Genomic DNA, 24,284 nt, shown 5'->3' with positions numbered 1-24,284 from the left:
GGCATGCTTGCGCCGCTTGATTTGTTGTAGCAGGCGGCCGATATTCGGTTTCAGCCGGCTGAAATATCCACATCGGACCATCCCCGAAGCAATTTCTAGGGGTTCTGCCGTCATCATGTCGGCATCGGCTGCTCAAGCCGATGAAAAGCGCCAATAAAAACTACAGGTCTGCCAATGGCTGCTTACGAAATAATCATTGCCGATGATCATCCGCTGTTCCGCAGTGCGCTTCAGCAGGCGCTCACCATGGGGCTGGGGGAAAACGTACGTCTGGTGGAGGCGGCCAGCATCGCCGAACTGGAAACCTTTCTGAACCAGGGCGCCGATTGGGACTTGGTCCTGCTGGATCTGAACATGCCGGGCGCTTATGGCTTTTCCGGTCTGGTGCTGCTCCGCGGGCAATATCCGCATCTGCCGGTGGTGATGATCTCGGCGCAGGAAGACGCGGCGGTTGTTGCGCGCTCCCGCGAGTTTGGTGCCAGCGGCTTCATTCCCAAGTCCAGCTCTCTGGAAACCATCCAGGAGGCGGTGCGCGCGGTGCTGGATGGCGACGTCTGGTGGCCGAGCAACATTCAGGACGTGGCGAACGTCAGCGATGAGGCCAAGGCAGCTAGCGCGGGGCTTGCCAGCCTGACACCGCAGCAGTTCCGTGTGTTGACGATGGTTTGTGATGGCCTGCTGAACAAGCAGATCGCTTATGAACTCAATGTGTCCGAAGCGACCATCAAGGCCCATGTGACCGCGATTTTCCGCAAGCTTGGCGTGCGTACACGAACCCAGGCCGCCTTGCTGCTACAGCAAATGGGCTCCATCCCCACCAGCTGATGCCGGCCGCGTTTGCTGCAGTGTTCAGGCGATCGGCGGCAGGTTGATCTCATCGCTGCGGCGGACACCTGACGTCATCGCGCGGCACTGCTCGACGAATTCGAGCATGGCTGCGGTCTGGTATTTCTGCGAGTGCCAGATGAAGTAGAACTGGCGTCGCAGGTCCAGCTCTGGCGTCGCCAGCGGGACCAGGCTACCGCGGCGGAACGCGTCGCGCAGAGCCAGCCGAGAGATGCAGCCGATACCAAGCCCCGATTCCACGGCGCGTTTGATCGCTTCAGTATGCTCCAGCTCCAGTCGCACATTCAGTTTGCCCGGTCGATGACGCACGGCCTGCTCGAACGTCAAGCGGGTGCCCGAGCCTTTTTCCCGGAGTATCCAGGCTTCGGACGTCAACTCCTCCAGATCCACCAGCTCTCGGCCGGCCAACGGATGCTGGGGCGCACAGAACACTACCAGCTCGTCCTCGATCCATGGCTGGACCTCCAGATCCGGATGCTGACACTCGCCCTCGATCAAACCCAGATCAAGTTCGTGTTGCGCAATCTGGTGCACGATGTTCGCCGTGTTCTGCACGTGCAGTTTCACCCGGCACTCCGGATGGCGCTGCATGAAGCTGCCGATCAGCAGGGTCGCAAGGTAGTTGCCGATGGTCAGCGTCGCACCCACCGCCAGTGAGCCAAAGCCGCTCTTGCCATTCAGCAGATCCTCGATGGCGCGTGCCTGATCGAGCAGGGCGACGGCCTGCGGCAGCAGCTGTTGTCCGAGTGCATTCAGGCAGAGCCGCTTGCCGGCCCGGTCGAACAGTTGACAGCCCGACTGCCGTTCCAGCTCGGCCAGCGATGTGCTGGTTGCCGACTGCGACAAGGAAAGGCTTTCGGCAGCGCGAGACACGCTTTCCTGTCTGGCGACGGCGGCGAAAACTTCGATTTGACGGAGCGTGAAATGCATATCTATATAACCGATAACCGATATCTTTATTATCCATTTAAGGAATATTAAAGCTATCGCTAGACTGACGCCACGTAACGACGCCCGTCGCGACACCACGAGGAATTCGCAACATGAGTAACCTGAACGTTGAGCGCGTTCTCAGTGTGCATCACTGGAACGACACGCTGTTCAGCTTCAAGACTACCCGTAATGCAGGGCTGCGCTTCGAGAACGGCCAGTTCGTCATGATCGGCCTGGAAGTCGAGGGTCGTCCGCTGATGCGCGCCTACAGTATCGCCAGTCCGAACTACGAAGAGTACCTGGAGTTCTTCAGCATCAAGGTGCAGAACGGTCCGCTGACGTCACGGCTGCAGCATCTGCAGGAAGGCGACCAGATCATGGTCAGCCGCAAACCGACCGGAACTCTGGTGCTCGACGATCTGCTGCCGGGTAAGCACCTCTATCTGCTAAGCACAGGCACTGGGCTGGCGCCGTTCATGAGTGTCATCCAGGATCCGGAAACCTATGAGCGATTCGAAAAGGTCGTGCTGGTGCATGGGGTTCGCTACGTCAACGAAGTCGCCTATCGCGAGTTCATCACCGAGCACTTGCCGCAGAACGAATTCTTCGGTGAAGCGGTAAAGGAAAAGCTGATCTATTACCCCACGGTCACCCGCGAGGCATTCGAGAACCAGGGTCGCCTGACCGAACTGATGCGAAGCGGCAAGCTGTTCAGCGATATCGGACTTCCACCGATCAATCCGCAGGATGATCGGGCAATGATCTGCGGCAGCCCCAGCATGCTGGACGAAACCAGCCAGGTGCTGAACAGCTTCGGCTTGAGCGTCTCGCCGCGCATGGGCGATCCAGGCCATTACCTGATCGAGCGCGCCTTCGTCGAGAAGTGATGCTCCTCGGTCGCCGCGGCGCTAGTCGCGGCGACTTGGCAGGGATCAGACATAGGCGGCACAGCACTTCTTGAACTTCGCACCGCTGCCACAGGGGCAGGGGTCGTTGCGTCCCGCCTTCAACGGTACCGTTGGATCAATGAAGTACCATTTGCCGTTGCATTGAACGAAAGCCGAGCGCTCCTGATGGGCATGTTCGCCGTCTTGATCGTGCCAGCGCGCGGTGAATGTCACCAGCGCATGCTCGGGCTTGCCGCCAAGTACCACGCTGTCTTCCACCTCCAGCCCCAGCCACGTGCTGTCCAGGCTCCAGCGTCGTATCCCCTCCAGATCCAGCGCCGCCTGCTGTGCCGGCAGCGTGGTTGCCTGCAGATAATCAACCAGCCCCAGCACATAGGCGCTGTAACGGGAGCGCATCAGTAGCTCGGCGCTCGGCGCGGGGGTGCCTGCATGATAGTGGCCGCAGCATTGATTAAACGCATTGCCGCTGCCGCACGGGCAGTTAGAGTCGAGTTGTTGCTGATCGCTCATGTCACCACCAGTATTTGCCGAACATTTCTGGGTTCGCCCAGAACCTGGCGTTCAGCCAGTCTGGAACCTGCTTGTATTGGAGCAGGTCGTAGGTGAAGAGCGTCAAGGTCTGTCCGTCGCGCTGGAAGCGGTCGCTGACCTGCAGCGCCAAGGCATAGAAATCGGTGGTCTGCCATTCGCAGGCTTCGAGATCGACGAGTACGGCCATGCGGCTGGCGTTCAGGTTGCGGACACTGCCGAGCAGCTCCAGGCCGCTGCGTTTTGGCAGATGTTCCAGGCAATCGGCGAACAACGCCAGGTCATAGCGCTGCTTTGCCAGCTCTTCGGGCAGCGGAGCAACATCGGCGCGCTCGAGTTGACACTCCGGATGACATTCGGCGTAGGCAGCCAGAGCGGGTTGATCGCTGCGCCCCACGTGTAACAGGCGCGCCGGGGCATAGTGATCGAGCATCGCCGCAAGCGCTTGCTGTGGCGTATGCGATACAGGGTTTTCAGTCAATCGAGAATCCTCGTTTCAAAGGTGAAGACTAGCGCGGTGCCGTTTGTCGGCCTAGTCTGAAAGTAACCGGAGCCACCCGGACTCCCGTACGCGGCGGTTCTGGCTGAATGTCCACACTGGAGGTTTTGATCGATGAGTACATTACGGACAGCAGTACCCGTTATTGTCATGACCACGTTCCTGGCCGGTTGTGCAGGCGTGCAGAAACAGGACTGGCCGACATGTGCGGCCGTAGGTGGCGTGACCGGTGCCGCGCTTGGGGCTATCGAGAGCAGCTCCTATGCCGGTTGGGGTGCGCTGATCGGTGGTGGCGTCGCAGCGGCCTATTGTTGGGCCAACGGCATGGAGGAGGAAACCGTTGCCGTTGTCGAAACGGTTGAGCCGATGCCTCAGTCTCAGCCGGAACCAGAGCCTGCATCCGAGCCGGTTCGCGTCGAGTTGGACGTCAAGTTCGACTTCGATCGCGATGTAGTCAAGCAGGACAGCTACGGCGACATCCAGAACCTGGCCGATTTCATGAAGGAATATCGCCAGACCACCACCGTGCTTGAAGGTCACACCGACTCGGTGGGTACCGATGCCTATAACCAGCGTCTGTCCGAGCGCCGCGCGAAAGCTGTGCGTGAAGTGCTGGTCAATCAGTACGGTGTCGAGGGTAGTCGCGTGAATTCGGTTGGCTACGGCGAATCGCGTCCGGTGGCCGATAACGCGACCGAGGAAGGTCGTGCCATCAACCGTCGCGTAGAGGCCGAAGTCGAAGCGCGTCCTTGATTCGGCTGAGGTGGTGATCCAGCCGGGCCTCGCGCCCGGCTGTTTTGTTTAGAGTCCGCTAAAACAGTGGTCTTGCGCTGGCCAGTGCTATCACCAGCAGGCCCAGCACCAGGTTGATGCCGACCAGTCGGCGAATCTGGCCGAGCACTGCGCCTCCTTCGGGCCATTGTTCGCCAGCGACGGCGCGTTTGAGCGTCGGTAACTGCAGCAACTGGATTCGCAGGAATAGCGCCAGCATCACCAGATACAGCCCTGTCATGATGTGTACATAGCGCGGCGCACTTTCCAGCGCACCGAAACGCATGTGCCACATGCCAATTCCGCTTACCGGCAGAACCAGCACCGTTACCCAGACCCAGACGAAAAAACGCCGGAATACATCAGCCCACAGCTTCAGTCGCTCCGGAGCCTGCAACATCGCCACGGCTGCCGGACGCAACACCATCCAGGCGAAGAACATGCCGCCCACCCAAACCGTCGCGGCAAGTACGTGTAGTGCGTAGAGCAAGGCGAAGGGCGTCATGGGCAAATCTCCGGTGGCGGTTGAGCGAACGCGCGTTATCATAGCCGCCCTATCGAAATACTGAAAATATATACAGCTCCGCGCCCATGCTCAGCACCGAACTCAAGTCCCAGATCCAGGGCGCCTACACTCGCTTTCTCGAAGCCAAGGGGCTCAAGGCCCGCTATGGCCAGCGACTGATGATCGCCGAAGTGGCCAAGGTGCTCGGCACCATCAAGACCGACGCTGAAGGACGTCGCGAGAGCGAGCCGGCGGTGGTCGCGGTTGAGGCGGGTACCGGTACTGGCAAAACGGTTGCCTACAGCCTCGCAGCGATTCCTACAGCGAAGGCGGCAGGCAAGCGCCTGGTGATCGCCACCGCGACCGTCGCTTTGCAGGAACAGATCGTGCACAAGGACCTGCCGGACCTGATGCGCAACAGCGGGCTGAACTTCAGCTTCGCCCTGGCCAAAGGGCGCGGGCGTTATCTCTGCTTATCCAAGCTGGACCTGTTGCTGCAGGAGGGGCAGGCGCAGAGCGCGACCGCCCAGCTGTTCGAGGAAGAGGGTTTTCGTATCGAGGTCGATGAGCGTAGTCAGAAGCTCTTCACCAGCATGATCGAGAAGCTCGCCGGCAATCGTTGGGATGGAGATCGCGACAGCTGGCCCGAGGAGCTGGGCGATTCTGACTGGTCGCAGCTGACGACCGATCATAGTCAGTGCACGGGCCGGCATTGTCCCAACTTCCAGCAGTGCGCGTTCTACAAGGCGCGAGAGGGCATGACCAAGGTTGACGTGATCGTCACCAATCACGACATGGTGCTTGCCGATCTCGCGCTGGGCGGGGGCGCGGTGCTGCCCGATCCGCGTGAGACGATCTATGTATTCGATGAAGGTCATCACCTGCCGGACAAGGCCATTGGTCATTTCGCCCATTTCACAAGGCTACGCTCGACCGCGGACTGGTTGGGGCAGGTAGAAAAGAATCTGACCAAGCTGCTTGCGCAGCATCCGCTTCCGGGCGAACTCGGTCGACTGGTCGAGGGCATTCCCGAACTGGCGCGCGAGCTGCGTACCCAGCAGCAGTTCATGTTCAGCGCCTGCGAGCAGCTTGCCGACTTCAAGGCTGGCGAAGACATGGAAGGCCGTGAGCGGCCCCGGCATCGCTTCGTCGGTGGCGTGGTGCCGGAGCATCTCGTCGAGCTGGGTACAGAGTTGAAGAAAGGTTTCGCCAAGCTGACCGACCTGTTCACCCGCATCGCCGAGCTGCTCAAAGAGGACATGGATGGTGAAACCGGCAGCGGGATCGCCAGCCATCAGGCCGAGGAGTGGTACCCCCTGTTCGGCAGCTTGCTGACCCGCTCGCAGGGTAATTGGGAGTTGTGGACCGCGTTCACCGTCGAGGATCCGGAAGACAGTCCGCCGATGGCGCGCTGGCTGACGTTGGCCGAAGGTGGTGCGCTGTTCGATATCGAGGTCAATGCCAGCCCGATCCTCGCTGCGGAGACACTGCGGCGCAATCTCTGGAATGTCGCTTTCGGTGCGCTGGTGACTTCGGCGACGCTGACCGCCCTCAATAGCTTCGATCGTTACCGCATGCGGGCTGGCTTGCCAAAGGGCGCCGTCACTGCCGTGGTGCCGAGTCCCTTTCACCATGCCGATGCCGGCGTGCTTCGCGTGCCGGACCTCAAGGCCGATCCGCGCGACGCCGCAGCACACACGGCGGCGATCGTTCGCGAATTGCCAGCATTGGTCGAGGGCGCCCGGGGCACGTTGGTACTGTTTTCCTCACGCAAGCAGATGCAGGACGTGTTCGATGGGCTGGAGCGTGATTGGCGCCGCCGGGTTCTGATCCAGGGCAACCTGTCCAAGCAGGAAACCCTGAACAAACACAAGGCGCGGGTCGACGACGGCGAGTCCAGCGTCTTGTTCGGCCTGGCCAGTTTCGCCGAAGGCGTGGACCTGCCCGGGGCCTACTGCGAGCATGTGGTGATTGCCAAGATTCCGTTCGCTGTGCCGGATGACCCGGTCGAGGCCGCTCTGGCAGAGTGGATCGGAGCGCGTGGCGGCAACCCCTTCATGGAGATCGCTGTGCCGGATGCCTCGCTGCGGTTGGTGCAGGCCTGTGGGCGTCTGCTGCGTACCGAGACGGATCGCGGAACCATCACGCTGCTCGACCGACGGGTGGTAACGCAGCGCTACGGCAAGGCGATTCTCAATGCGCTGCCGCCGTTTCGCCGCGAAATCGGCTGAGCAGGCTGCGATAACCGGGCGCGATGCTCGTCCATCACCGCGCCGCCTGGCGGTTCCATTGCCAGGCGACGGTTGCAAGAATGCGAGGCACAGACTTCGAGAGGGTGGCAACGTGCAGGTTCAAGGCTATTTCGATCTTCGTTTCGAAGCGGTTCGCGAGGCATTCGGCTCACTGTTCGAAGGCACTCAGCAACGCGGAGCGGCACTCTGCGTGCAGATTGGTGGCGAGACGGTCGTCGATCTCTGGGCGGGCGTTGCCGACAACCAGGGAGAGCAGGTCTGGCACAGCGATACCTTGGTCAACCTGTTTTCCTGTACCAAGACGTTTACCGCAGTCGCTGCGCTGCAGCTGGTCGGCGAGGGCAAGCTGGAGCTGGACGAACCTGTTGCACGTGTATGGCCGGAGTTCGCCACCAATGGCAAGGCCGCCATCACCCTGCGTCAGCTGCTCTGCCATCGAGCGGGTTTGCCGGCAATACGTAGACCGTTGCCCGCAGAAGCACTGTACGACTGGGATGTCATGACCGCGGCGCTGGCCGCCGAAGAACCATGGTGGACGCCTGGCACTGATCAGGGCTACGCCGCGATGACCTATGGTTGGCTGGTGGGCGAGCTGCTGCGTCGTGTCGATGGCTGCGGCCCGGGCGAGTCGATCACACGCCGCACGGCTGCACCACTTGGACTGGATTTCCATGTCGGCGTGGATGATGTGGATGCCGATCGCGTCGCTTATCTCACTCGGACCAAGAACGATTTTGGCGATGCTTCTGCGCAGCGACTGTTCAAGACGCTTATGAGCGAATCGGAGTCAATCAGTACCAAAGCATTCAATAACCCGCCGTCGATCATGAGCAGCGGCAACAAGCCGGAGTGGCGCCGCATGGCGCAGCCAGCCGCCAACGGTCATGGCAATGCGCGTTCGTTGGCGGGGTTCTATACCGGTTTGCTGCAAGGCAAGTTGCTCGACGAGGCGCTGCTGCGCGAGATGACACGCCAGCACAGCGCCGGGGAGGATCGCACCCTGCTGGCCGCCACACGCTTCGGTCTGGGTTGCTGGCTGGATCAGCCGGACGTTGCCAATGCTACATTCGGCATGGGCGCGCAGGCCTTTGGTCACCCGGGCGCTGGAGGCAGCATCGGTTTTGCCGACCCGGATCGCCAGCTGGCATTCGGCTTTGTGACCAATACTCTTGGGCCATATGTTCTGATGGATCCACGTGCACAAGCGTTGGCGCGTTGCGTCGCGGAATGCATGCGATGAACCACTCGTCACTTCTGGTTAGGCAGGCTTTTCAAAAGAAGGACTTGCGTCCACAATTTCAACTCGACCTCACCAGTGGCCTCGCCTTGGCAGGTCGCCCCTCCCAGAACGCTCGTGGTTGACGGAAACTTGCTCATGAACCTGCTGAAAAGCGTCTCACTGATCTTCTGCATGATCGTCGTAGCGGGCTGTAGCTCGAAAAGCGAAAAGCCCAGCGAAGTGGCCGCTCCGGTTGCCGCCAAGGTCGATTATGCCTGGCTCGACGAGTATGAGCCGAAACTGCGTGACGCTCTGGTGGGTACAGGTTTTGAGGTGGAGCGGCGCGAAAGTGTGCTGGTGGTTACCGCGCCGGTGGATTCATCGTTCAACCCTGACCGTCCTGGCATGCTTCTGCCGGTTACCCTGGGGCCAATCACTCGGGTAGCCAAGCTGGTAGAGAAGGACGACAAGACCGCAGTCGTCGTGCTCGGCCATGCTGACAGTACCGGCGCCGATGAAATCAATCGCACCATCAGCCGTGAGCGTGCTGGTGCGGTAGCGGCCATCTTCCGCCTGAGCGGGCTCAAGCACGACCGTCTGCGCATTCGCGGTCTGGGCTCCGACATGCCGCGTGCCGCGAATGACAGCAAGGAAGGTCGAGCGCTGAATCGTCGGGTTGAGATGGTTCTGGCGCCGCAAACAACGATGCTGGCGCTGATTGCCCAGTATGAGCAGCCCGCGCAGCCTGCAACCCAGGTGGCTCAAGCCGAGGTGGCAAAATAACGCTACCCAGATTGTGTGATGTCGAACAGGCCCGCTTGCGGGCCTGTTTTCGTTCGGCATGGTTGCCTTGAATCAAGCGCGGGATGCGGGAAGGCGGCTAACCTTTACTTTGCAGGCCGGCTCGGTAATCGACCGTCGCCCGGCTACCAGCCGCTTGGTACGCTGAAGCCTGCTTATTCGAAAACAAGGAGCCATGTGATGATCCAGACCCTGGCCGATATGCGCCGTGATTACACCCGTGACGGACTCAGCGAGGCCAATGCCCCCGCCGAGCCTTTCGGTCTGTTCCATCAGTGGTTTACCGAAGCGATGAAGACGGAGCAGGCTCCGGTAGAGCCAAATGCAATGTCGCTGGCAACGGTCGACGCTGACGGTCGTCCGCACTGCCGCATCCTTCTGCTCAAGGCGCTGGATGAGCGCGGCTTCACCTTCTTCACCAACTATGACAGTGCCAAAGGGCAACAGCTGCAGGCGACGCCTTTTGCCGCCATGACATTTTTCTGGCCGACGCTCGAGCGGCAGGTGCGGATCGAGGGGCGGGTGGAGAAGGTCAGCCAAGATGAATCGGATGCCTATTTCCATGTCCGCCCATTGGGCAGCCGGCTGGGAGCCTGGGCCTCGCCGCAAAGTCAGGTCATTCCGGACCGGGCGGCGCTGGAGCGTCTGCTGGCCGAGACTGAACAGCGCTTTCTCGACAAGGCTCCGCATTGCCCTCCGCATTGGGGCGGCTATCGCCTGCTGCCGGAACGGATGGAATTCTGGCAGGGGCGCGCGAGCCGCTTGCATGACCGGCTCGACTACCGCCTGGTCGCCAACAGCTGGCAGCGCGAGCGCCTGGCACCCTGATCCAAGGCGCGACGGCAGCCGCGCAAGCCTTACCTAGTCGTGATTTGCAGGGATGCCACATGGTAGGGCGAACGCTGGCGCCGTCGTCGCCCTGTGATCGGTAATCTGTCGTAACGCAAAGGCCACACCCTTGCTTTGAGAAAGCGCCTGTTCTGCGGTCTGATGATTCAGCTCGATAGCGCTAGTGCTGCTGCGACTGGGCTGCGGATTTCATTATGCCGCCGGGTAACGTTGGGCCTGCTGCTTGAGCCAGTTCTCCAGGTCCCGCCGTTTGATCTTTTCGGTCTTTGCTTCGGCGAGCCGTTGTAACATCCAGCTGCGTTTGGCCGGGTCGTCGCCGGCCATGGATAGCGCCAGATCGCGATCGGCCCAGCGGCGGAAGCGGACTATGAGCCATGCATGAAAAGCCAGGCCGGCCACCGTGGTGATAGCTATGATGAAGTAATCCATGGGTCGTCTCTTAGGAAGGAACCCGGCGCACCAGGTTCGACTCGCATATGTATGCCTCGAAGGTGGCAAATGCTGAGTCAGGATGGTGAAGTTGCCAAGCGCTTTTTCATCGCTGTCACGCCAGGCCACACCCGGAACGAAACAGCTGCTTGCAGGAGAATCACAATGCGTAAATCCATTTTTGTCGCTTCCTTCACTGCCTTGGCTTTGGCTATGGGTGGCTGCGCGTCCAGCCTTACTGGAGATACCTATTCTCGAGACGAGGCTCGTGCCGTTCAGACGGTGCGCTATGGAACCATCGAATCCCTGCGTCCGGTCAAGATCGAAGGCACCAAGACGCCCATTGGTTCTGGCGCGGGCGCGGTTGTTGGCGGAGTTGCCGGTAGCGGCGTCGGCGGCGGACGCGGCAGTGCAGTCGCCGCCGTGATCGGTGCGGTGGCGGGTGGCATGCTCGGCGCGGCTGCGGAGGAGGGTATCACCCGCACGCAGGGCGTTGAGATTACCGTTCGTGAGGATGATGGCAACATGCGTGCCTACGTTCAGGCGGTCGAGCCGAATCAGGTGTTCCGGGTCGGGCAGCGGGTGCGCATCATGACTGTCAGTGGCACCAGTCGCGTCGCCCCTTGATCTGCTTCACTGTTGTCCTGAGCTGAACTGGGCGCTGCCATCCGTTCCGAAAAACGGGACGGAGGCGGCGCCTTTTGTTTTTCGTAATACATGAATCCATGACGCCGGCATCATCCGTATGGATAATCGGGCGCACATTTGTGTGCTGTTTCAGGCAGTTGCTGTGCCTGCAAGGATAAGAACGCCTCCGAAACGGTGGCTTAAGGGGTCTCGTTCATGGCGCTTGCGCTGATTATCGCTTTGCCATTTCTGGGCATCTTCTTGCCCCTTTTCCTGGAGCGTTTTGGTCGCTCCGCCTGCGCCTTCGGTGCTGGGCTTGCGCCGCTGGCCGCGCTGATCTTGTTGCTGTCCAAGCGTGCCGATGTGTTCGCCGGTCAGACCGAGATCATTCATTACGACTGGCTGCCCCAGCTGGGCCTGAACCTCAGTCTGCGCCTGGATGGGCTGGGTTTTCTGTTCGCCCTGTTGATTCTCGGCATCGGTTTGCTGGTGATTCTCTATGCGCGCTACTACCTGTCGAAGAAGGATCCGATGGGGCGCTTTTACGGGTTCTTCCTGCTGTTCATGGGCGCGATGCTCGGCGTGGTGCTGTCCGAGAACCTGTTGCTGATGCTTATGTTCTGGGAGCTGACGAGCCTTTCGTCGTTCCTGCTGATCGGCTACTGGAATTATCGTGCCGATGCCCGCCAGGGCGCGCGTATGGCGCTGGCGGTGACGGGTGGCGGCGGGTTGGCGCTGCTCGCTGGCATTCTGCTGATCGGTTATATCGTCGGCAGTTTCGAGCTGACGACGGTGCTGGCATCGGGTGACCTGATTCGCGCCAACGCCCTTTACCCCGTCGCGTTGATCCTGGTCTTGCTTGGCGTGTTCACCAAGTCGGCGCAGTTTCCCTTTCATTTCTGGTTGCCGCAGGCGATGGCCGCGCCGACGCCGGTGTCCGCTTTCCTGCACTCGGCGACGATGGTCAAGGCTGGCGTATTTCTGCTCGCGCGGCTTTATCCTGCGCTGGCGGAGTCGGAATGGTGGTTCTATCTGGTCAGCATCACTGGCTTGACGACGTTGCTGCTGGGCGCAGTGATGGCGCTGTTTCAGCATGACCTCAAGGGGCTGCTGGCCTATTCCACCATCAGCCACCTGGGCCTGATCACGCTGCTGTTCGGCCTGGACTCCCGATTGGCAGCCGTGGCAGCGATCTTCCATATCATCAACCACGCCACGTTCAAGGCCTCGCTGTTCATGGCCGCAGGGATCATCGACCACGAGACCGGGACGCGTGACATGCGGCGCATCAACGGCATGTGGAAGTACATGCCGCATACGGCTGCGCTGGCCATGGTAGCGTCACTGGCGATGGCGGGGGTGCCGCTGCTCAACGGCTTCCTGAGCAAGGAGATGTTCTTCGCCGAGACGCTCGATCAGCATTTGCTCGGCAGCTTCTACTGGACCATTCCTGCGGCCGCGACCCTGGCTGGTGCGTTCTCGGTCGCCTATTCGCTGCGTTTCGTGCACGACGTGTTCTTCAATGGTGAACCCATTGACCTACCTAAATATCCACCGCATGAGCCTGCGCGCTACATGAAGATACCGGTGGAGATTCTGGTGCTGCTTTGCCTGCTGGTGGGCATGCTGCCGGCATTTACCGTCGGCCCGCTATTGGCTGCCGCGGTGTCGGGTACCCTGAACGGAAACGTGCCGGAGTACAGCCTGTCGATCTGGCATGGTTTCAATCTGCCGTTGGCGATGAGCTTCGTGGCGCTGATCGGGGGCATCCTGATCTACTCGCTGCGCAAGTGGGCGTTCCGCTGGTACGAGGGGCTGCCTACTGTCGATTCGCTGGAAGTCTTCGAGCGCGTGATGGCCGGCTTGACCCTTGGCGCACGTTACATCACCAGTCTGTTGGAGAACGGATCGCTGCAAAGGTACATCGCGCTCATGCTGATCAGTACGTTGGTGCTGGTTGTCTTCGCGTTGACTCCCCTGCAAACGCTCCACGGCACGGTCGCACTGACGCCGCTGGACGGTATTACCGTGGCGGGGATGGTGATCCTGGCGCTGACGTCATTGTTGACGGTGCTGTTCCATCGCCGGCGTCTGGTGGCGTTGATGGTGCTCAGCGTTGTCGGTCTGATGGTCGCCCTGGGCTTCGCTCGCTACTCGGCTCCGGATCTGGCGCTCACGCAGCTGTCGGTTGAGGTGGTGACGATAATCCTGCTCATTCTGGCGCTGTTCTTCATGCCCGATCGCACGCCTGCCGAATCGAGCAGCCTGCGCGCCTTCCGTGATTTCATTCTCGCCGGTGGCTGCGGCACGATGGTGGCGCTGCTTGCCTATACGGTGCTAACGCGTCCTTACGACAGCATTGCCTCGTTTTTCCTCGAGAACAGTGTCTCGGGCGGTGGCGGTACCAATGTCGTTAACGTGATTCTGGTCGACTTCCGCGGCTTCGATACGTTGGGTGAGATTGCCGTTCTGGCGATCGCCGGCGTTGGTATCTACAGCCTGCTCTACGGGCTGCGCTTGCCCCATCCGATTCGAGACGCAGGTGGGCGGCTCTGGTCGCTGGACAAGCATCCAATGATGCTCGATGCACTGGCGCGCGCGCTGCTGCCGATGGCTTTGCTGATTTCGGCGTTCATCTTCTTGCGCGGGCATAACCTGCCGGGTGGCGGCTTCATCGCCGGTCTTATCACGGCCGTCGCGTTGATTCTGCAGTACATCGCCCATGGCGTGGCCTGGGCTCAGGCGCGCCAGCCGTTCAGCTATCACGCCATGTGCGGCGCCGGCCTGCTCATTGCGGGCGCAACCGGGCTGGGCAGTTTGCTGTTCGGGCACTCGTTCCTCACATCCGCGTTCGATCATTTCCATCTGCCGCTTATCGGTGAGTTCGAGCTGGCTACCGCAATGCTGTTTGATCTGGGGGTTTATCTGGTGGTTGTCGGGGCGACGTTGCTGATCCTTTCCAATATCGGCCAGGTCAGGCAGGACGAGACGAGCAGGGAGGTGCTCTGATGGAAGCTGTGTTTGCGATTACGCTTGGAATAATGACCGCCAGCGGTGTCTATCTGCTTTTGCGTGCGCGGATCTTCCCGGTGGTGATGGGGCTTACGCTGATTTCCTACGCGGTCAACCTGTTCATTTTTTCCATGGGCCGTCTGGCTACCGGCGTTCCGGCGGTCATCGGCAAGAGCGCTGAATATGGCGACCCGTTGCCTCAGGCTCTGGTTCTTACTGCGATCGTCATCGGCTTTGCCATGACTGCATTCGTAGTGGTGCTGGCGCTGCGCAGTATCGGTGAGTTGCGCACCGACCATGTCGATGGGCAGGAGCCCCGCTGATGAATCATGCGTTGATCCTTCCATTGCTGGTGCCCTTGTTCGTGGGCGCGGTACTGCTGTTCGCTCACCGGATGGGCAAGCCAGCCAAACGCTTGCTCTCGCTGGCAGCGACCTGGGCGCTCGTGCCAATAGCACTCTGGCTGGTGCTGCTCTCCGATGATGGTCAGCTGCGCATCTATGCCCTTGGCAGTTGGCAGCCTCCATTCGGCATCATCCTCATGCTCGACCGCCTCAGCGCGCTCATGTTGCTGGTGACTGCTGTTCTGGCAGGCTTCGCCGTGCTGTATGCCAGTCGCGGTGACGATGAGCGTGGCCCGAACTTCCATGCGCTCTATCAGTTTCAGCTGCTCGGCATCAACGGCGCCTTTCTCACCGGCGACCTGTTCAACCTCTTCGTCTTCTTCGAGATTCTGCTGATCTCCTCGTATGCCTTGCTGTTGCACGGGCATGGGCAGAGACGGGTGCGTGCCGGCATGCACTACGTGGTGTTGAATCTGCTCGGTTCATCGCTGTTCCTGATTGGCGTCAGCATGCTTTATGGCCTGCTGGGCACGCTGAACATGGCCGATATGGCGGGCCGCGTGAGCGCCGCCGAACCGGCCGATGCGCCGTTGCTTGCCGCCGCGGGCTATCTGTTGCTGGTGGTCTTTGCGCTGAAGGGTGCCATCCTGCCGCTTTATTTCTGGCTGCCCCGTGCCTATGCCTCGGCTACTGCACCGGTCGCCGCCCTGTTCGCCATCATGACCAAGGTCGGGCTGTACGCAATCGTGCGGGTGTTTACCCTGGTTTTCGGCAGCGAGGCGGGCGAGCTGAGCAATATGGTCGAAGTCTGGCTCTGGCCATTGGCGCTGCTGACCCTTGGTGCTGCGGTGATAGGCGCATTGGCTGCACGGAACCTGCAGGTGCTGTTGGCGTATCTGGTGGTGGTTTCGGTAGGAACGCTTCTCGCCGGTATCGCCCTGGGCACCGATGTGGGTCTCGCCGCTGCGCTGTATTACCTGGTGCACAGCACGCTGGTTGCCGGTGGACTGTTCCTGCTTGCCGACCTGATCGCTCGCCAGCGCGGCGATCTAGGCACCGACTTGGTCTCAGCGCCAGCCCTGCGCCAACCATTGCTGCTTGGCTCGCTGTTCTTCATGGGGGCGATTTCGGTTGCCGGACTCCCGCCTTTTTCCGGCTTTCTCGGCAAAGTGATGCTGCTGCGCGCCATCGACGTCGGTCCGGACGCCATAGCGCTATGGGCTGTCGTGCTGGTCGGTGGTCTGGGCATGCTGATCGCGCTCAGTCGCGCCGGTAGCCTGGTGTTCTGGCGTCATGCTTCGGAAGCGGTGGGGCAGGTGGCTGATCCGATCCGAGTGGTCGCCACGGCGGGGCTGCTCCTTGCGAGCGTGGCTCTGGTGGCGGCGGCCGGGCCGCTACAGGCATTCATGCAGGCTACCGCAGCTCAGCTGCTCGACGTCGCGCCCTATTTGCAGATCGTTCCGGGAGGTGCGGCATGAGGTCCCGCTGGTTACCGAGTCCTGCGCTGACCTTGCTGCTGGCGCTGCTCTGGTTGCTGCTGCACAACACGCTGAGCTTTGGCCATCTTCTGCTTGGGCTATTTCTCGGCTGGGGTATTCCGCTTCTGGTCCGCGGCTTCCTCATCGAGGTGCCAACCATCCGCAAGCCGCTGAGGCTGTGCCTTTTCACGCTCAAGGTTCTCTATGACATCGTGATTGCCAATGTGCAGGTCGCCAAGCTGGTGTTGGGGCCGAAGAAGAATCTGCGCCCGGCATTCATCGAGGTGCCCATGGCGATCGAGAATGAGTTTGCCCTGGCTACCCTGGCCAGCATCATCTCGTTGACGCCGGGTACGGTGTCGGCGTGCCTGAGTCCGGATCGCCGGACGCTGATGGTGCATGCGCTGGATGTGCCGGATGTCGATGCGCTGATCGCCGACGTCAAACGCAACTATGAAGCACCGCTGCTGGAGATCTTCGAATGCTCGCCTACGTAATTCCGCTCTGCATGGCCGTGCTGGGTGTGGCGGCTGTGTTGAACGTCGTCCGTCTGGTCCAGGGCCCGGACATGCCTGACCGGGTGCTCGCGCTCGACACGCTGTACATCAACGCCCTTGCGCTCATCGTGCTGTTCGGTATCTGGCTGGCCTCGGACCTGTTTTTCGAGGCGGCACTGTTGATCGCCGTGATGGGGTTCGTCAGTACCGTGGCAGTCGGCAAGCACCTGCTGCACGGCGATATCATTGATTGAGGGGGCGACATGCCATTTTGGATTGAAGTACTGGTAAGCGTTTTCCTGATCATCGGTAGCCTGTTCGCTCTGGTCGGTGCGATCGGCTTGTATCGCCTGCCGGATTTCTACACGCGCCTGCATGGCCCGACCAAGGCTACGACGCTTGGAGTAGGAGGTGTCGTCATCGCATCGATGATCTTTTTCAGCAACCAGAATGGCAGCCTGAGTCTGCACGAGTTGCTGATCACGCTGTTTCTCTTCCTTACCGCGCCTGTCAGCGCACATATCCTGGCCAAGGCTGCGATGCAGCAGAAACTGCCAGCCGTCGAGCAGACCCGCGGAAAACCCTGGGATTGAGCCGAGCGACCCTCCTGCCGCCGCGGGCGTGCAGGAAGGTGGCGAGATTCGCTCAGATCACGATGCTGCTGGGGGAGGGTTGCTGCTCGTTCTCTTGCTGCAGCTCCTTGATCAGTGCCTGTTGCAGGCGCAAGCAGAACTGCGGGTCGGACAGCGGCTGATTGTCTGCATCGGTAACGAAGAACACGTCCTCCACGCGTTCGCCCAGGGTGGCGATCTTGGCGTTCTGTACCGATAGATCGAAATCGAGGAACAACTGGCCCACCCGTGCCAACAGACCGGGCCGGTCCGGCGCGATGATCTCCAGAATCGTCTGTGGCCGCTGCGTGTCGTTGTGGATGGTGACCTGCGGCGGAAAGGCGAAGTGCTTGAGCTGCCGTGGAACGCGGCGCTGGATGATGGTCAGGTAATCGTCCGGGTTGCGTAGTGCGGCGATCAGGCCCTTGCGGATTTCGTCGATGCGTTCCGGATTGTTGCCGATGGGGCTGCCGTCGGCATCCAGCACGATGTAGGTGTCGAGTGTGAACTGGCTGCTCGACGTCAGAATGCGTGCGTCATGGATGTTCAGGTTGAGCTGATCCATGGCCGCCACGGTGACGGCGAAGAAGTCATGCTGGTCCGGCGCGTAAATGAATATCTGCGTGCCGCCTTCGAATTCGCGCTGAGTGGTTTCCTTGATCAGAACCAGCGGCCCGCCGTTGGCCGGGTGCTCGATGATCGCATCGGTGTGCCAGGCGACGTCGGTAGCGGTATGGCGCAGGAAATAGTCGTCGCCCAGCTGCGCCCAGAGCTGTTCGGCGTCGTCCGGATCGGTGCCGTGACGCACCAGGTCATCGAGCGCGGCACGCTGGGTCTGGCGGATCTGCTCTTCGCGTCCAAGTGGGTTTTCCAGCCCGCGTTTCAGAGCCCGCTTGGTTTCGGTATAGAGCTGGCGCAGCAGGCTCGCGCGCCAGGAGTTCCACAGCGTCGGGTTGGTGGCGTTGATGTCCGCAACAGTCAGAACGTAGAGATAATCCAGGTGCGTCTCGTCGCCGACCAGTTGGGCGAAATCGTTGATCACCTGCGGGTCAGACAGATCCTTGCGCTGGGCGGTGGTGGACATGACCAGATGGTTTTCCACCAGCCAGACCACCAGCCGGGTGTCCCACGCCGGCAACTTGTGCCGGCTGCAGAACTGTTCGGCATCCACCGCGCCAAGTTCCGAATGATCGCCGCCACGACCTTTGGCGATATCGTGGTACAGCCCGGCGATATAGATCAGCTCTGGCTTGGGCAGCTTCTCGACCAGTTTGCTGGCCAGCGGATATTTTTCGGCCACGCCCGGTTTGGTCAGCTTGCGCAAATACTTGATGACATTGAGTGTGTGCGCGTCGACCGTATAGATATGGAACAGATCGTGCTGCATCTGCCCGACGATATGCCCGAATTCTGGCAGGTAGCGGCCAAGAATGCCGTAGCGGTTCATGCGCCTGAGGTTGCGGTGGATGCCTTCCTTGCACTTGAACAGCTCGATGAACAGGCTGGTGTTGCGCAGATCCTGGCGGAAGACGTCATCGATCAGGTAGCGATGGTCGCGGAGCAGGCGAATGGTGTCGGAGCGCACTCCCTGAATGTCCGGATGCTGAGCCAGCAGCACGAAGGTTTCCAGAATGGCGAAGGGGGTGCGCTTGAAGATGGCTGGATTGCTGACTTCAAGGTAGCCGTCGCGAACCTGAAAGCGGCTGTTGAGCGGCACGATCGGACCTGATTCACCTTCCCAGAGAATCACTTCAGCGAAATGCTGGCCGACCAGATCGCTGAGTTCGGCGATGCTCATGACGACCCGGTAGTACTTCTGCATGAAGCGTTCGATGGCCAGCTTGGCATCGTTGTCCTCATAGCCCAGCAGCGCGGCGAGGCTGCGCTGGTGGTCGAACAGCAGCCGGTCTTCGGCGCGACCGGCAAGCATGTGCAGGCCATAACGGACCTTCCAGAGAAATTCCTGGGCCGCGGTGAGCAGGCTGTGCTCGCCTTCGGTAAGGAAGCCCTGGTCAACCATGGCTTGCAGGTTGAGGGTGCCGAACTCGCGACGAGCAATCCAGAGAATGGTCTGGATGTCGCGCAGGCCGCCTGGAGAGCCCTTCACGTTGGGCTCCAGGTTGTATTCGGTGTTGTTGTACTTGGCGTGGCGTGCGCGCTGCTCGTTGCGCTTGGCGAGGAAGAATTCCTTGCTCGGCCACATCTGCTCCGTGCGTGTCACCTGCAGCATCGCCTGGCGCAGGCGCTCGGGGCCGGCGATCGTCCGGCTTTCCATGAGGTTGGTGATGACCGTGAGGTCGGCGCGGGCTTCCTCGGCGCATTCGGCAACCGAGCGCACCGCCTGACCAACCTCCAATCCGATGTCCCAGAGCAGGGTGAGGAACCCCTCTATCGAATTGCGGAAGACCTCTTGGTCGTTCTCGTCCAGCAGGATGAGCAGGTCGATATCGGAATAGGGGTGCAGCTCGCCCCGTCCGTAGCCGCCTACCGCGACGAGGGCGATGTCGGCGCCCTTGTTCCAGTCGAAGCGATCCCAAGCTGATCGCAGAATCTGGTCGACGAACCAGGCTCTGTCCTGGATCAGACGACGGATGTCCCGGCCAGCCTTGAAGCGCTCGTCAAGCACCTGCCGCGCCTGGCGTATGGCCTTCTTGTACGCGGCGATGGGGCTGGCCTTCAGCGCCAGTTCTGCCTGAAACTGGCTGCGATCAAACAGCTCCGGGTCAACCTGGGGCATGCGAACGTCCTCCCATGGGTGCTGCGGCTGGGGAATTCTCAGGCAGAGGTGCGGGCGATGGTGTCGTCGCTGCGCAAGGTGAAAATCTCGTAGCCGTCTGCGGTGACCAGTATGGTGTGCTCCCATTGCGCCGACAGCTTGCGGTCCTTGGTGATGGCGGTCCAACCATCGCCGAGCAAACGGGTCTCCGAGCGGCCCTGGTTGATCATCGGCTCGATCGTGAAGGTCATCCCTTCCTTGAGCTCCATCCCGGTGCCGGCTCGCCCGTAGTGCAGCACCTGTGGCTCTTCATGAAAGACCTTGCCGATGCCGTGACCGCAATACTCGCGGACTACGGAAAAACCGTTTTTCTCTGCGTGCTTTTGGATCACCTCGCCAATATCGCCAAGGCGGGCGCCGGGGCGAACCAGCTCGATACCTTTATAGAGGCATTCCTGAGTGACTTGGCAGAGGCGCTCAGCCCACTCAGGCACCTTGCCGACCATGAACATCTTGCTAGTGTCACCGTGATAGCCGTCCTTGATAACGGTGATATCGATATTGAGGATGTCACCGTCCTTCAGCGGCTTGTCGTTCGGGATGCCATGGCAGACGACATGGTTGATCGACGTGCAGATCGACTTGGGAAAGCCCTTGTAATTCAGCGGCGCGGGAATGGCCTGCTGCACATTGACAATATGCTCGTGGCAGAGGCGGTCGAGCTCTTCGGTGGTGACGCCTGGCTTGACGTGCTCGCCGATCATCTCGAGAACCTCGGCGGCGAGACGCCCGGCAATGCGCATCTTCTCGATATCTTCGGGCGTCTTGATGGTGACTGTCATGCAAACCTCTGATTACGCCCGCAGGCGAAGGCGAAAAACGGAAAGTCGCGATGATAAACCAAAGCACCCACAGCCTGCAGGTCAGGCATCGTCGGCTGCCGGGCGTGCCGCTGGAGAGTTCAAAGCAGTAGCCTCTCTGTAGCCTTTATGCTATAAAACGCGCCGCTCAGCGGGGTAGACCCGTCGAGCCTAACCCCACACACGTGTCGACACGGTATCCTGGGTGCTCGCAAGAGTTGGATATCGGGACGCGTGGAGGCCTAACCCGACTTATTCGAGGACTGCTCATGTCTCAAGTCACTATGCGCGATATGCTGAAGGCCGGTGTGCACTTCGGCCACCAGACCCGTTACTGGAACCCGAAAATGGATAAGTACATTTTCGGCGCGCGCAACAAGATCCATATCATCAACTTGGAAAAGACCCTGCCGATGTTCAACGACGCGCTGCGTTTCGTTGAAAAGCTGGCTGCAGGCAAGAACAAGATTCTGTTCGTTGGCACCAAGCGTTCCGCTGGCAAGATCGTTCGCGAAGAAGCTGCTCGCTGCAACTCGCCGTATGTCGATCACCGCTGGTTGGGCGGCATGCTGACCAACTACAAAACCATCCGCGCCTCCATCAAGCGTCTGCGTGAGCTGGAAGTTCAGTCCCAGGACGGTACTTTCGAGAAGCTGACCAAGAAAGAAGCCCTGATGCGCACCCGTGACCTCGAGAAGCTCGAGCGCAGCCTGGGTGGTATCAAGGATATGGGCGGCCTGCCAGATGCCATGTTCGTCGTTGACGTCGATCACGAGCGCATCGCCATCTCCGAAGCCAACAAGCTGGGTATCCCGGTCATCGGTATCGTCGATACCAACAGCAGCCCGGAAGGCGTTGACTACATCATTCCTGGTAATGATGACGCCATCCGTGCCGTGCAACTCTACCTCGGCTCCATGGCTGATGCTGTTCTGCGCGGTCGCCAGAACGGTGCCGGTGGCGCTGACGAGTTCGTCGAGGAAGTTGCTTCCGAGGCGGCTCAGGGCTAAGTCCGGCGCACTGCGGCGTGACACCCGATGAACAAAAAGGGGGCTAGGCCCCCCTTTTTGTCTCTTGCGAATTGATCACCCGTGTCATGGGTGAGTGGTTTAGAAACCAAATCGAGAGGATTCCCAACATGGCAGAAATCACTGCAGCCTTGGTCAAAGAACTGCGCGAGCGTACCGGTCAGGGCATGATGGAGTGCAAGAAGGCTCTGGTTGCCGCCGGTGGCGACATCGAAAAAGCGATCGACGACATGCGTGCTTCCGGCGCCATCAAGGCTGCCAAGAAGTCGGGCAACATCGCTGCCGAAGGCTCGATCGCCGTTCGCGTCGAGGGTGGCCGTGGCCTGATCATCGAAGTCAACTCGCAGACTGACTTCCTGGCTCTGCAGGACGACTTCAAAGCATTCGTCAAGGATAGCCTGGACGAAGCATTCGAGCAGAAGCTGACCGAAGTGGCTCCGCTGGTCGCATCCCGTGAGTCCGCTCGCGAGGCGCTGGTCGCCAAGTGTGGTGAGAACGTCAATATTCGTCGCCTGACTGCAGTTGAGGGCGAAGTTGTTGGTGCTTACCTGCACGGCCACCGCATCGGCGTGCTGGTCACTCTGAAAGGTGGCGATGCCGAGCTGGCCAAAGATATCGCCATGCACGTAGCCGCCAGCAATCCGGCTGTTCTGAGCCCGGCTGACGTTTCCGAAGAGCTGGTTGCCAAGGAGAAGGAAATCTTCCTGCAGCTCAATGCCGACAAGATTGCCGGCAAGCCGGAAAACATCGTCGAGAACATGGTCAAGGGCCGCATCAACAAGTTTCTGGCCGAAGCCAGTCTGGTTGAGCAGGCTTTCGTCAAGGACCCGGAAATCAAGGTCGGTGAGCTGGCCAAGAAAGCCGGCGCCGAAATCGTATCCTTCGTTCGCTACGAAGTAGGCGAGGGTATCGAGAAGGCAGAGGTCGACTTCGCTGCCGAAGTGGCTGCTCAGGTAGCTGCGACCAAGAAGTAAGATCGCTTCGCGGTTTGACAAGAGGCTGCCCGCTTACGCGTGCGGCCTCTTTGTCGAATTGGGCAGAGGATTTGTTTTTTTGTCACGATATAGTCATCGCTTGGCACCAACCCCGGGTTGCGCTGTCAAAGCGCAGATATTTTTGGTCTGGGTCATACAGACTTGGTCATAGCACGCCGCAGGAGATAACACGCCAATGGCTCAGCAGATGAGTGCACGCAATCCTCGCTATAAACGCATTCTGCTCAAATTGAGCGGCGAGGCCTTGATGGGCTCCGAAGACTTCGGTATCGACCCGAAGGTCCTCGATCGCATGGCTCTGGAAGTCGGCCAGCTGGTGGGGATCGGGGTCGAAGTCGGTCTGGTTATCGGTGGTGGCAACCTGTTTCGTGGCGCGGCGCTTTCGGCGGCTGGCATGGATCGCGTGACTGGCGATCACATGGGGATGCTGGCCACGGTGATGAACGCGCTGGCCATGCGCGATGCGCTCGAGCGCTCGAATATCCCGGCACTGGTCATGTCTGCCATTTCCATGGTCGGAGTAACCGATCACTATGATCGCCGCAAAGCGATGCGCCATCTGAAGACTGGCGAAGTGGTGATCTTCTCGGCGGGTACGGGTAATCCGTTCTTCACCACCGACTCGGCGGCCTGCCTGCGTGCCATCGAGATCCAGGCGGATGTCGTGCTCAAGGCCACCAAGGTTGACGGTGTCTACACCGCAGATCCGTTCAAGGATCCCAATGCCGAGAAGTTTGCCGAGCTTACCTACGATGAAGTGCTTGATCGCAAGCTTGGCGTGATGGATCTGACGGCCATCTGCCTGTGTCGTGACCACAACATGCCGCTGCGGGTCTTCAACATGAACAAGCCTGGTGCCCTGCTCAACATTGTGCTTGGTGGCGCCGAAGGAACACTGATCGAGGAATCGAAAGAATGATCAATGAGATCAAGCAAGACGCGCAGGAGCGCATGAAGAAAACCCTGGAATCGCTGGACCATGCGTTCGCCAAGATCCGTACCGGTCGCGCACATCCCAGCATCCTCGACAGCGTGATGGTGTCCTACTACGGTTCCGACACGCCGCTGCGCCAGGTCGCCAACGTGATCGCCGAGGACTCTCGGACGCTGGCGCTGACCGTGTTCGACAAGAGCATGATCCAGGCGGTAGAGAAAGCGATCATGACTTCGGATCTGGGTTTGAATCCGGCGACCGCTGGTACCACCATTCGCGTGCCGATGCCGGCACTGACCGAGGAAACCCGCAAGGGTTACACCAAGCAGGCGCGTGCAGAGGCCGAAAATGCGCGCGTCGCGGTGCGTAACATCCGTCGTGATGCAATCGCGCAGCTGAAGGACCTGGTCAAGGAAAAGGAAATCAGCGAGGACGATGAACGTCGTGGCCAGGATGACGTCCAGAAGCTAACCGATAAATATGTTGCCGAGATCGACAAGGCTCTTGAGGTCAAAGAAGGCGACCTGATGGCGGTGTAGGGCCGGCATCGAAACGCTGTCGCGTCACGGGTTCGCGAGGCCTCCGTGGCGCGGTGGTGTGGATGCCACCGAGCTGTTGCTTGCAGCTTTTTCTTTTGGTTCG

Annotated in this window: 25 protein-coding genes; 18 read left to right on the top strand and 7 right to left on the bottom strand. The window is 60.3% G+C overall.

From position 1 onward, the window contains the following. Positions 1-174 precede the first annotated feature (174 nt). The gene (gene erdR, locus PSEST_RS13935) at positions 175-825 is read left to right on the top strand and encodes a response regulator transcription factor ErdR (RefSeq protein WP_015277618.1); all 651 of its coding nucleotides are present in this window, start codon (positions 175-177) and stop codon (positions 823-825) included. A 24-nt stretch (positions 826-849) separates the two neighbouring features. On the opposite strand, the gene PSEST_RS13930 is transcribed toward erdR, so the two are convergent. Then, entirely contained in the window at positions 850-1,776 is a 927-nt protein-coding gene (locus PSEST_RS13930; protein ID WP_015277617.1) for a LysR family transcriptional regulator, read from the bottom strand. A 113-nt stretch (positions 1,777-1,889) separates the two neighbouring features. On the opposite strand from PSEST_RS13930, the gene fpr reads away from it, so the two are divergent. After that, complete coding sequence (gene fpr / locus PSEST_RS13925) at positions 1,890-2,666, top strand: ferredoxin-NADP reductase (RefSeq protein ID WP_015277616.1); 777 nt, start codon at positions 1,890-1,892, stop codon at positions 2,664-2,666. A 45-nt stretch (positions 2,667-2,711) separates the two neighbouring features. Here fpr and PSEST_RS13920 read toward each other — a convergent pair whose 3' ends face one another. Both PSEST_RS13920 and PSEST_RS13915 read right to left on the bottom strand, forming a co-directional pair. After that, positions 2,712-3,197, bottom strand: coding sequence for a YchJ family protein (locus PSEST_RS13920; RefSeq protein WP_015277615.1), 486 nt, complete (start codon positions 3,195-3,197; stop codon positions 2,712-2,714). Position 3,198: 1 nt separating this feature from the next. Beyond that, the gene (locus tag PSEST_RS13915; RefSeq protein WP_015277614.1) at positions 3,199-3,696 is read right to left on the bottom strand and encodes a DUF6231 family protein; all 498 of its coding nucleotides are present in this window, start codon (positions 3,694-3,696) and stop codon (positions 3,199-3,201) included. Between the two features lie 168 nt (positions 3,697-3,864). On the opposite strand from PSEST_RS13915, the gene PSEST_RS22490 reads away from it, so the two are divergent. Continuing rightward, on the top strand, positions 3,865-4,467 hold the full coding sequence (locus PSEST_RS22490) for an OmpA family protein (protein WP_041756697.1): 603 nt from the start codon (positions 3,865-3,867) through the stop codon (positions 4,465-4,467). A 58-nt stretch (positions 4,468-4,525) separates the two neighbouring features. On the opposite strand, the gene PSEST_RS13905 is transcribed toward PSEST_RS22490, so the two are convergent. Further along, positions 4,526-4,990, bottom strand: a complete 465-nt coding sequence (locus PSEST_RS13905; RefSeq protein ID WP_015277612.1) for a CopD family protein — start codon at positions 4,988-4,990, stop codon at positions 4,526-4,528. An 86-nt stretch (positions 4,991-5,076) separates the two neighbouring features. Here PSEST_RS13905 and dinG point away from each other — a divergent pair, with 86 nt between their 5' ends. From dinG to pdxH, 4 genes are all read left to right on the top strand, one after another. Beyond that, positions 5,077-7,221, top strand: coding sequence for an ATP-dependent DNA helicase DinG (dinG, locus tag PSEST_RS13900; protein ID WP_015277611.1), 2,145 nt, complete (start codon positions 5,077-5,079; stop codon positions 7,219-7,221). A gap of 112 nt (positions 7,222-7,333) precedes the next feature. Further along, positions 7,334-8,482, top strand: coding sequence for a serine hydrolase domain-containing protein (locus PSEST_RS13895; protein WP_015277610.1), 1,149 nt, complete (start codon positions 7,334-7,336; stop codon positions 8,480-8,482). 135 nt (positions 8,483-8,617) lie between these two features. Next, positions 8,618-9,244 (top strand): OmpA family protein, encoded by a 627-nt coding sequence (locus PSEST_RS13890; RefSeq protein WP_015277609.1) that lies wholly within the window; start codon positions 8,618-8,620, stop codon positions 9,242-9,244. 198 nt (positions 9,245-9,442) lie between these two features. Continuing rightward, a complete protein-coding gene (pdxH, locus tag PSEST_RS13885; RefSeq protein ID WP_015277608.1) occupies positions 9,443-10,090 on the top strand; it encodes a pyridoxamine 5'-phosphate oxidase in 648 nt (215 codons plus the stop codon). Positions 10,091-10,303: 213 nt separating this feature from the next. Here the strand turns inward: pdxH and PSEST_RS13880 are convergent, their stop codons facing one another. Further along, positions 10,304-10,540: a hypothetical protein gene (locus tag PSEST_RS13880; RefSeq protein ID WP_015277607.1), complete on the bottom strand. Its 237-nt coding sequence runs from the start codon at positions 10,538-10,540 to the stop codon at positions 10,304-10,306. 165 nt (positions 10,541-10,705) lie between these two features. Here PSEST_RS13880 and PSEST_RS13875 point away from each other — a divergent pair, with 165 nt between their 5' ends. From PSEST_RS13875 to PSEST_RS13845, 7 genes are all read left to right on the top strand, one after another. Next, positions 10,706-11,167, top strand: coding sequence for a glycine zipper domain-containing protein (locus PSEST_RS13875; RefSeq protein ID WP_015277606.1), 462 nt, complete (start codon positions 10,706-10,708; stop codon positions 11,165-11,167). Positions 11,168-11,383: 216 nt separating this feature from the next. Beyond that, positions 11,384-14,176 (top strand): monovalent cation/H+ antiporter subunit A, encoded by a 2,793-nt coding sequence (locus tag PSEST_RS13870; RefSeq protein ID WP_015277605.1) that lies wholly within the window; start codon positions 11,384-11,386, stop codon positions 14,174-14,176. Next, positions 14,176-14,502: a Na+/H+ antiporter subunit C gene (locus tag PSEST_RS13865; protein ID WP_015277604.1), complete on the top strand. Its 327-nt coding sequence runs from the start codon at positions 14,176-14,178 to the stop codon at positions 14,500-14,502. Before PSEST_RS13870 ends, PSEST_RS13865 begins: the two co-directional genes overlap by 1 nt. Beyond that, complete coding sequence (locus tag PSEST_RS13860; protein WP_015277603.1) at positions 14,502-16,001, top strand: monovalent cation/H+ antiporter subunit D; 1,500 nt, start codon at positions 14,502-14,504, stop codon at positions 15,999-16,001. Before PSEST_RS13865 ends, PSEST_RS13860 begins: the two co-directional genes overlap by 1 nt. Further along, the gene (locus tag PSEST_RS13855) at positions 15,998-16,498 is read left to right on the top strand and encodes a Na+/H+ antiporter subunit E (RefSeq protein WP_015277602.1); all 501 of its coding nucleotides are present in this window, start codon (positions 15,998-16,000) and stop codon (positions 16,496-16,498) included. The genes PSEST_RS13860 and PSEST_RS13855 overlap by 4 nt, the downstream gene beginning before the upstream one ends. After that, complete coding sequence (locus PSEST_RS13850; RefSeq protein WP_003285751.1) at positions 16,483-16,752, top strand: K+/H+ antiporter subunit F; 270 nt, start codon at positions 16,483-16,485, stop codon at positions 16,750-16,752. The genes PSEST_RS13855 and PSEST_RS13850 overlap by 16 nt, the downstream gene beginning before the upstream one ends. A 9-nt stretch (positions 16,753-16,761) precedes the next feature. After that, on the top strand, positions 16,762-17,091 hold the full coding sequence (locus PSEST_RS13845; protein ID WP_015277601.1) for a Na+/H+ antiporter subunit G: 330 nt from the start codon (positions 16,762-16,764) through the stop codon (positions 17,089-17,091). Positions 17,092-17,143: 52 nt separating this feature from the next. Here the strand turns inward: PSEST_RS13845 and PSEST_RS13840 are convergent, their stop codons facing one another. Both PSEST_RS13840 and map read right to left on the bottom strand, forming a co-directional pair. After that, on the bottom strand, positions 17,144-19,846 hold the full coding sequence (locus PSEST_RS13840) for a [protein-PII] uridylyltransferase (RefSeq protein WP_015277600.1): 2,703 nt from the start codon (positions 19,844-19,846) through the stop codon (positions 17,144-17,146). 38 nt (positions 19,847-19,884) lie between these two features. Then, positions 19,885-20,667: a type I methionyl aminopeptidase gene (gene map, locus PSEST_RS13835; RefSeq protein WP_015277599.1), complete on the bottom strand. Its 783-nt coding sequence runs from the start codon at positions 20,665-20,667 to the stop codon at positions 19,885-19,887. A 287-nt stretch (positions 20,668-20,954) separates the two neighbouring features. Between map and rpsB the strand changes: the two genes are divergently transcribed. From rpsB to frr, 4 genes are all read left to right on the top strand, one after another. Continuing rightward, positions 20,955-21,695, top strand: a complete 741-nt coding sequence (gene rpsB, locus PSEST_RS13830) for a 30S ribosomal protein S2 (RefSeq protein ID WP_015277598.1) — start codon at positions 20,955-20,957, stop codon at positions 21,693-21,695. Positions 21,696-21,823: 128 nt separating this feature from the next. Then, complete coding sequence (tsf, locus tag PSEST_RS13825; protein WP_015277597.1) at positions 21,824-22,687, top strand: translation elongation factor Ts; 864 nt, start codon at positions 21,824-21,826, stop codon at positions 22,685-22,687. Between the two features lie 196 nt (positions 22,688-22,883). Further along, positions 22,884-23,627: a UMP kinase gene (gene pyrH / locus PSEST_RS13820; RefSeq protein WP_014819904.1), complete on the top strand. Its 744-nt coding sequence runs from the start codon at positions 22,884-22,886 to the stop codon at positions 23,625-23,627. Further along, a complete protein-coding gene (gene frr / locus PSEST_RS13815) occupies positions 23,624-24,181 on the top strand; it encodes a ribosome recycling factor (RefSeq protein ID WP_015277596.1) in 558 nt (185 codons plus the stop codon). The genes pyrH and frr overlap by 4 nt, the downstream gene beginning before the upstream one ends. Positions 24,182-24,284: the final 103 nt, after the last annotated feature.

Source organism: Stutzerimonas stutzeri RCH2, assembly GCF_000327065.1.
Classification (GTDB): Bacteria; Pseudomonadota; Gammaproteobacteria; order Pseudomonadales; family Pseudomonadaceae; genus Stutzerimonas; species Stutzerimonas stutzeri_AE.
The sequence above is the reverse complement of the archived record's forward strand: the minus strand, read 5'-3'. Positions and strand labels throughout refer to the sequence as shown.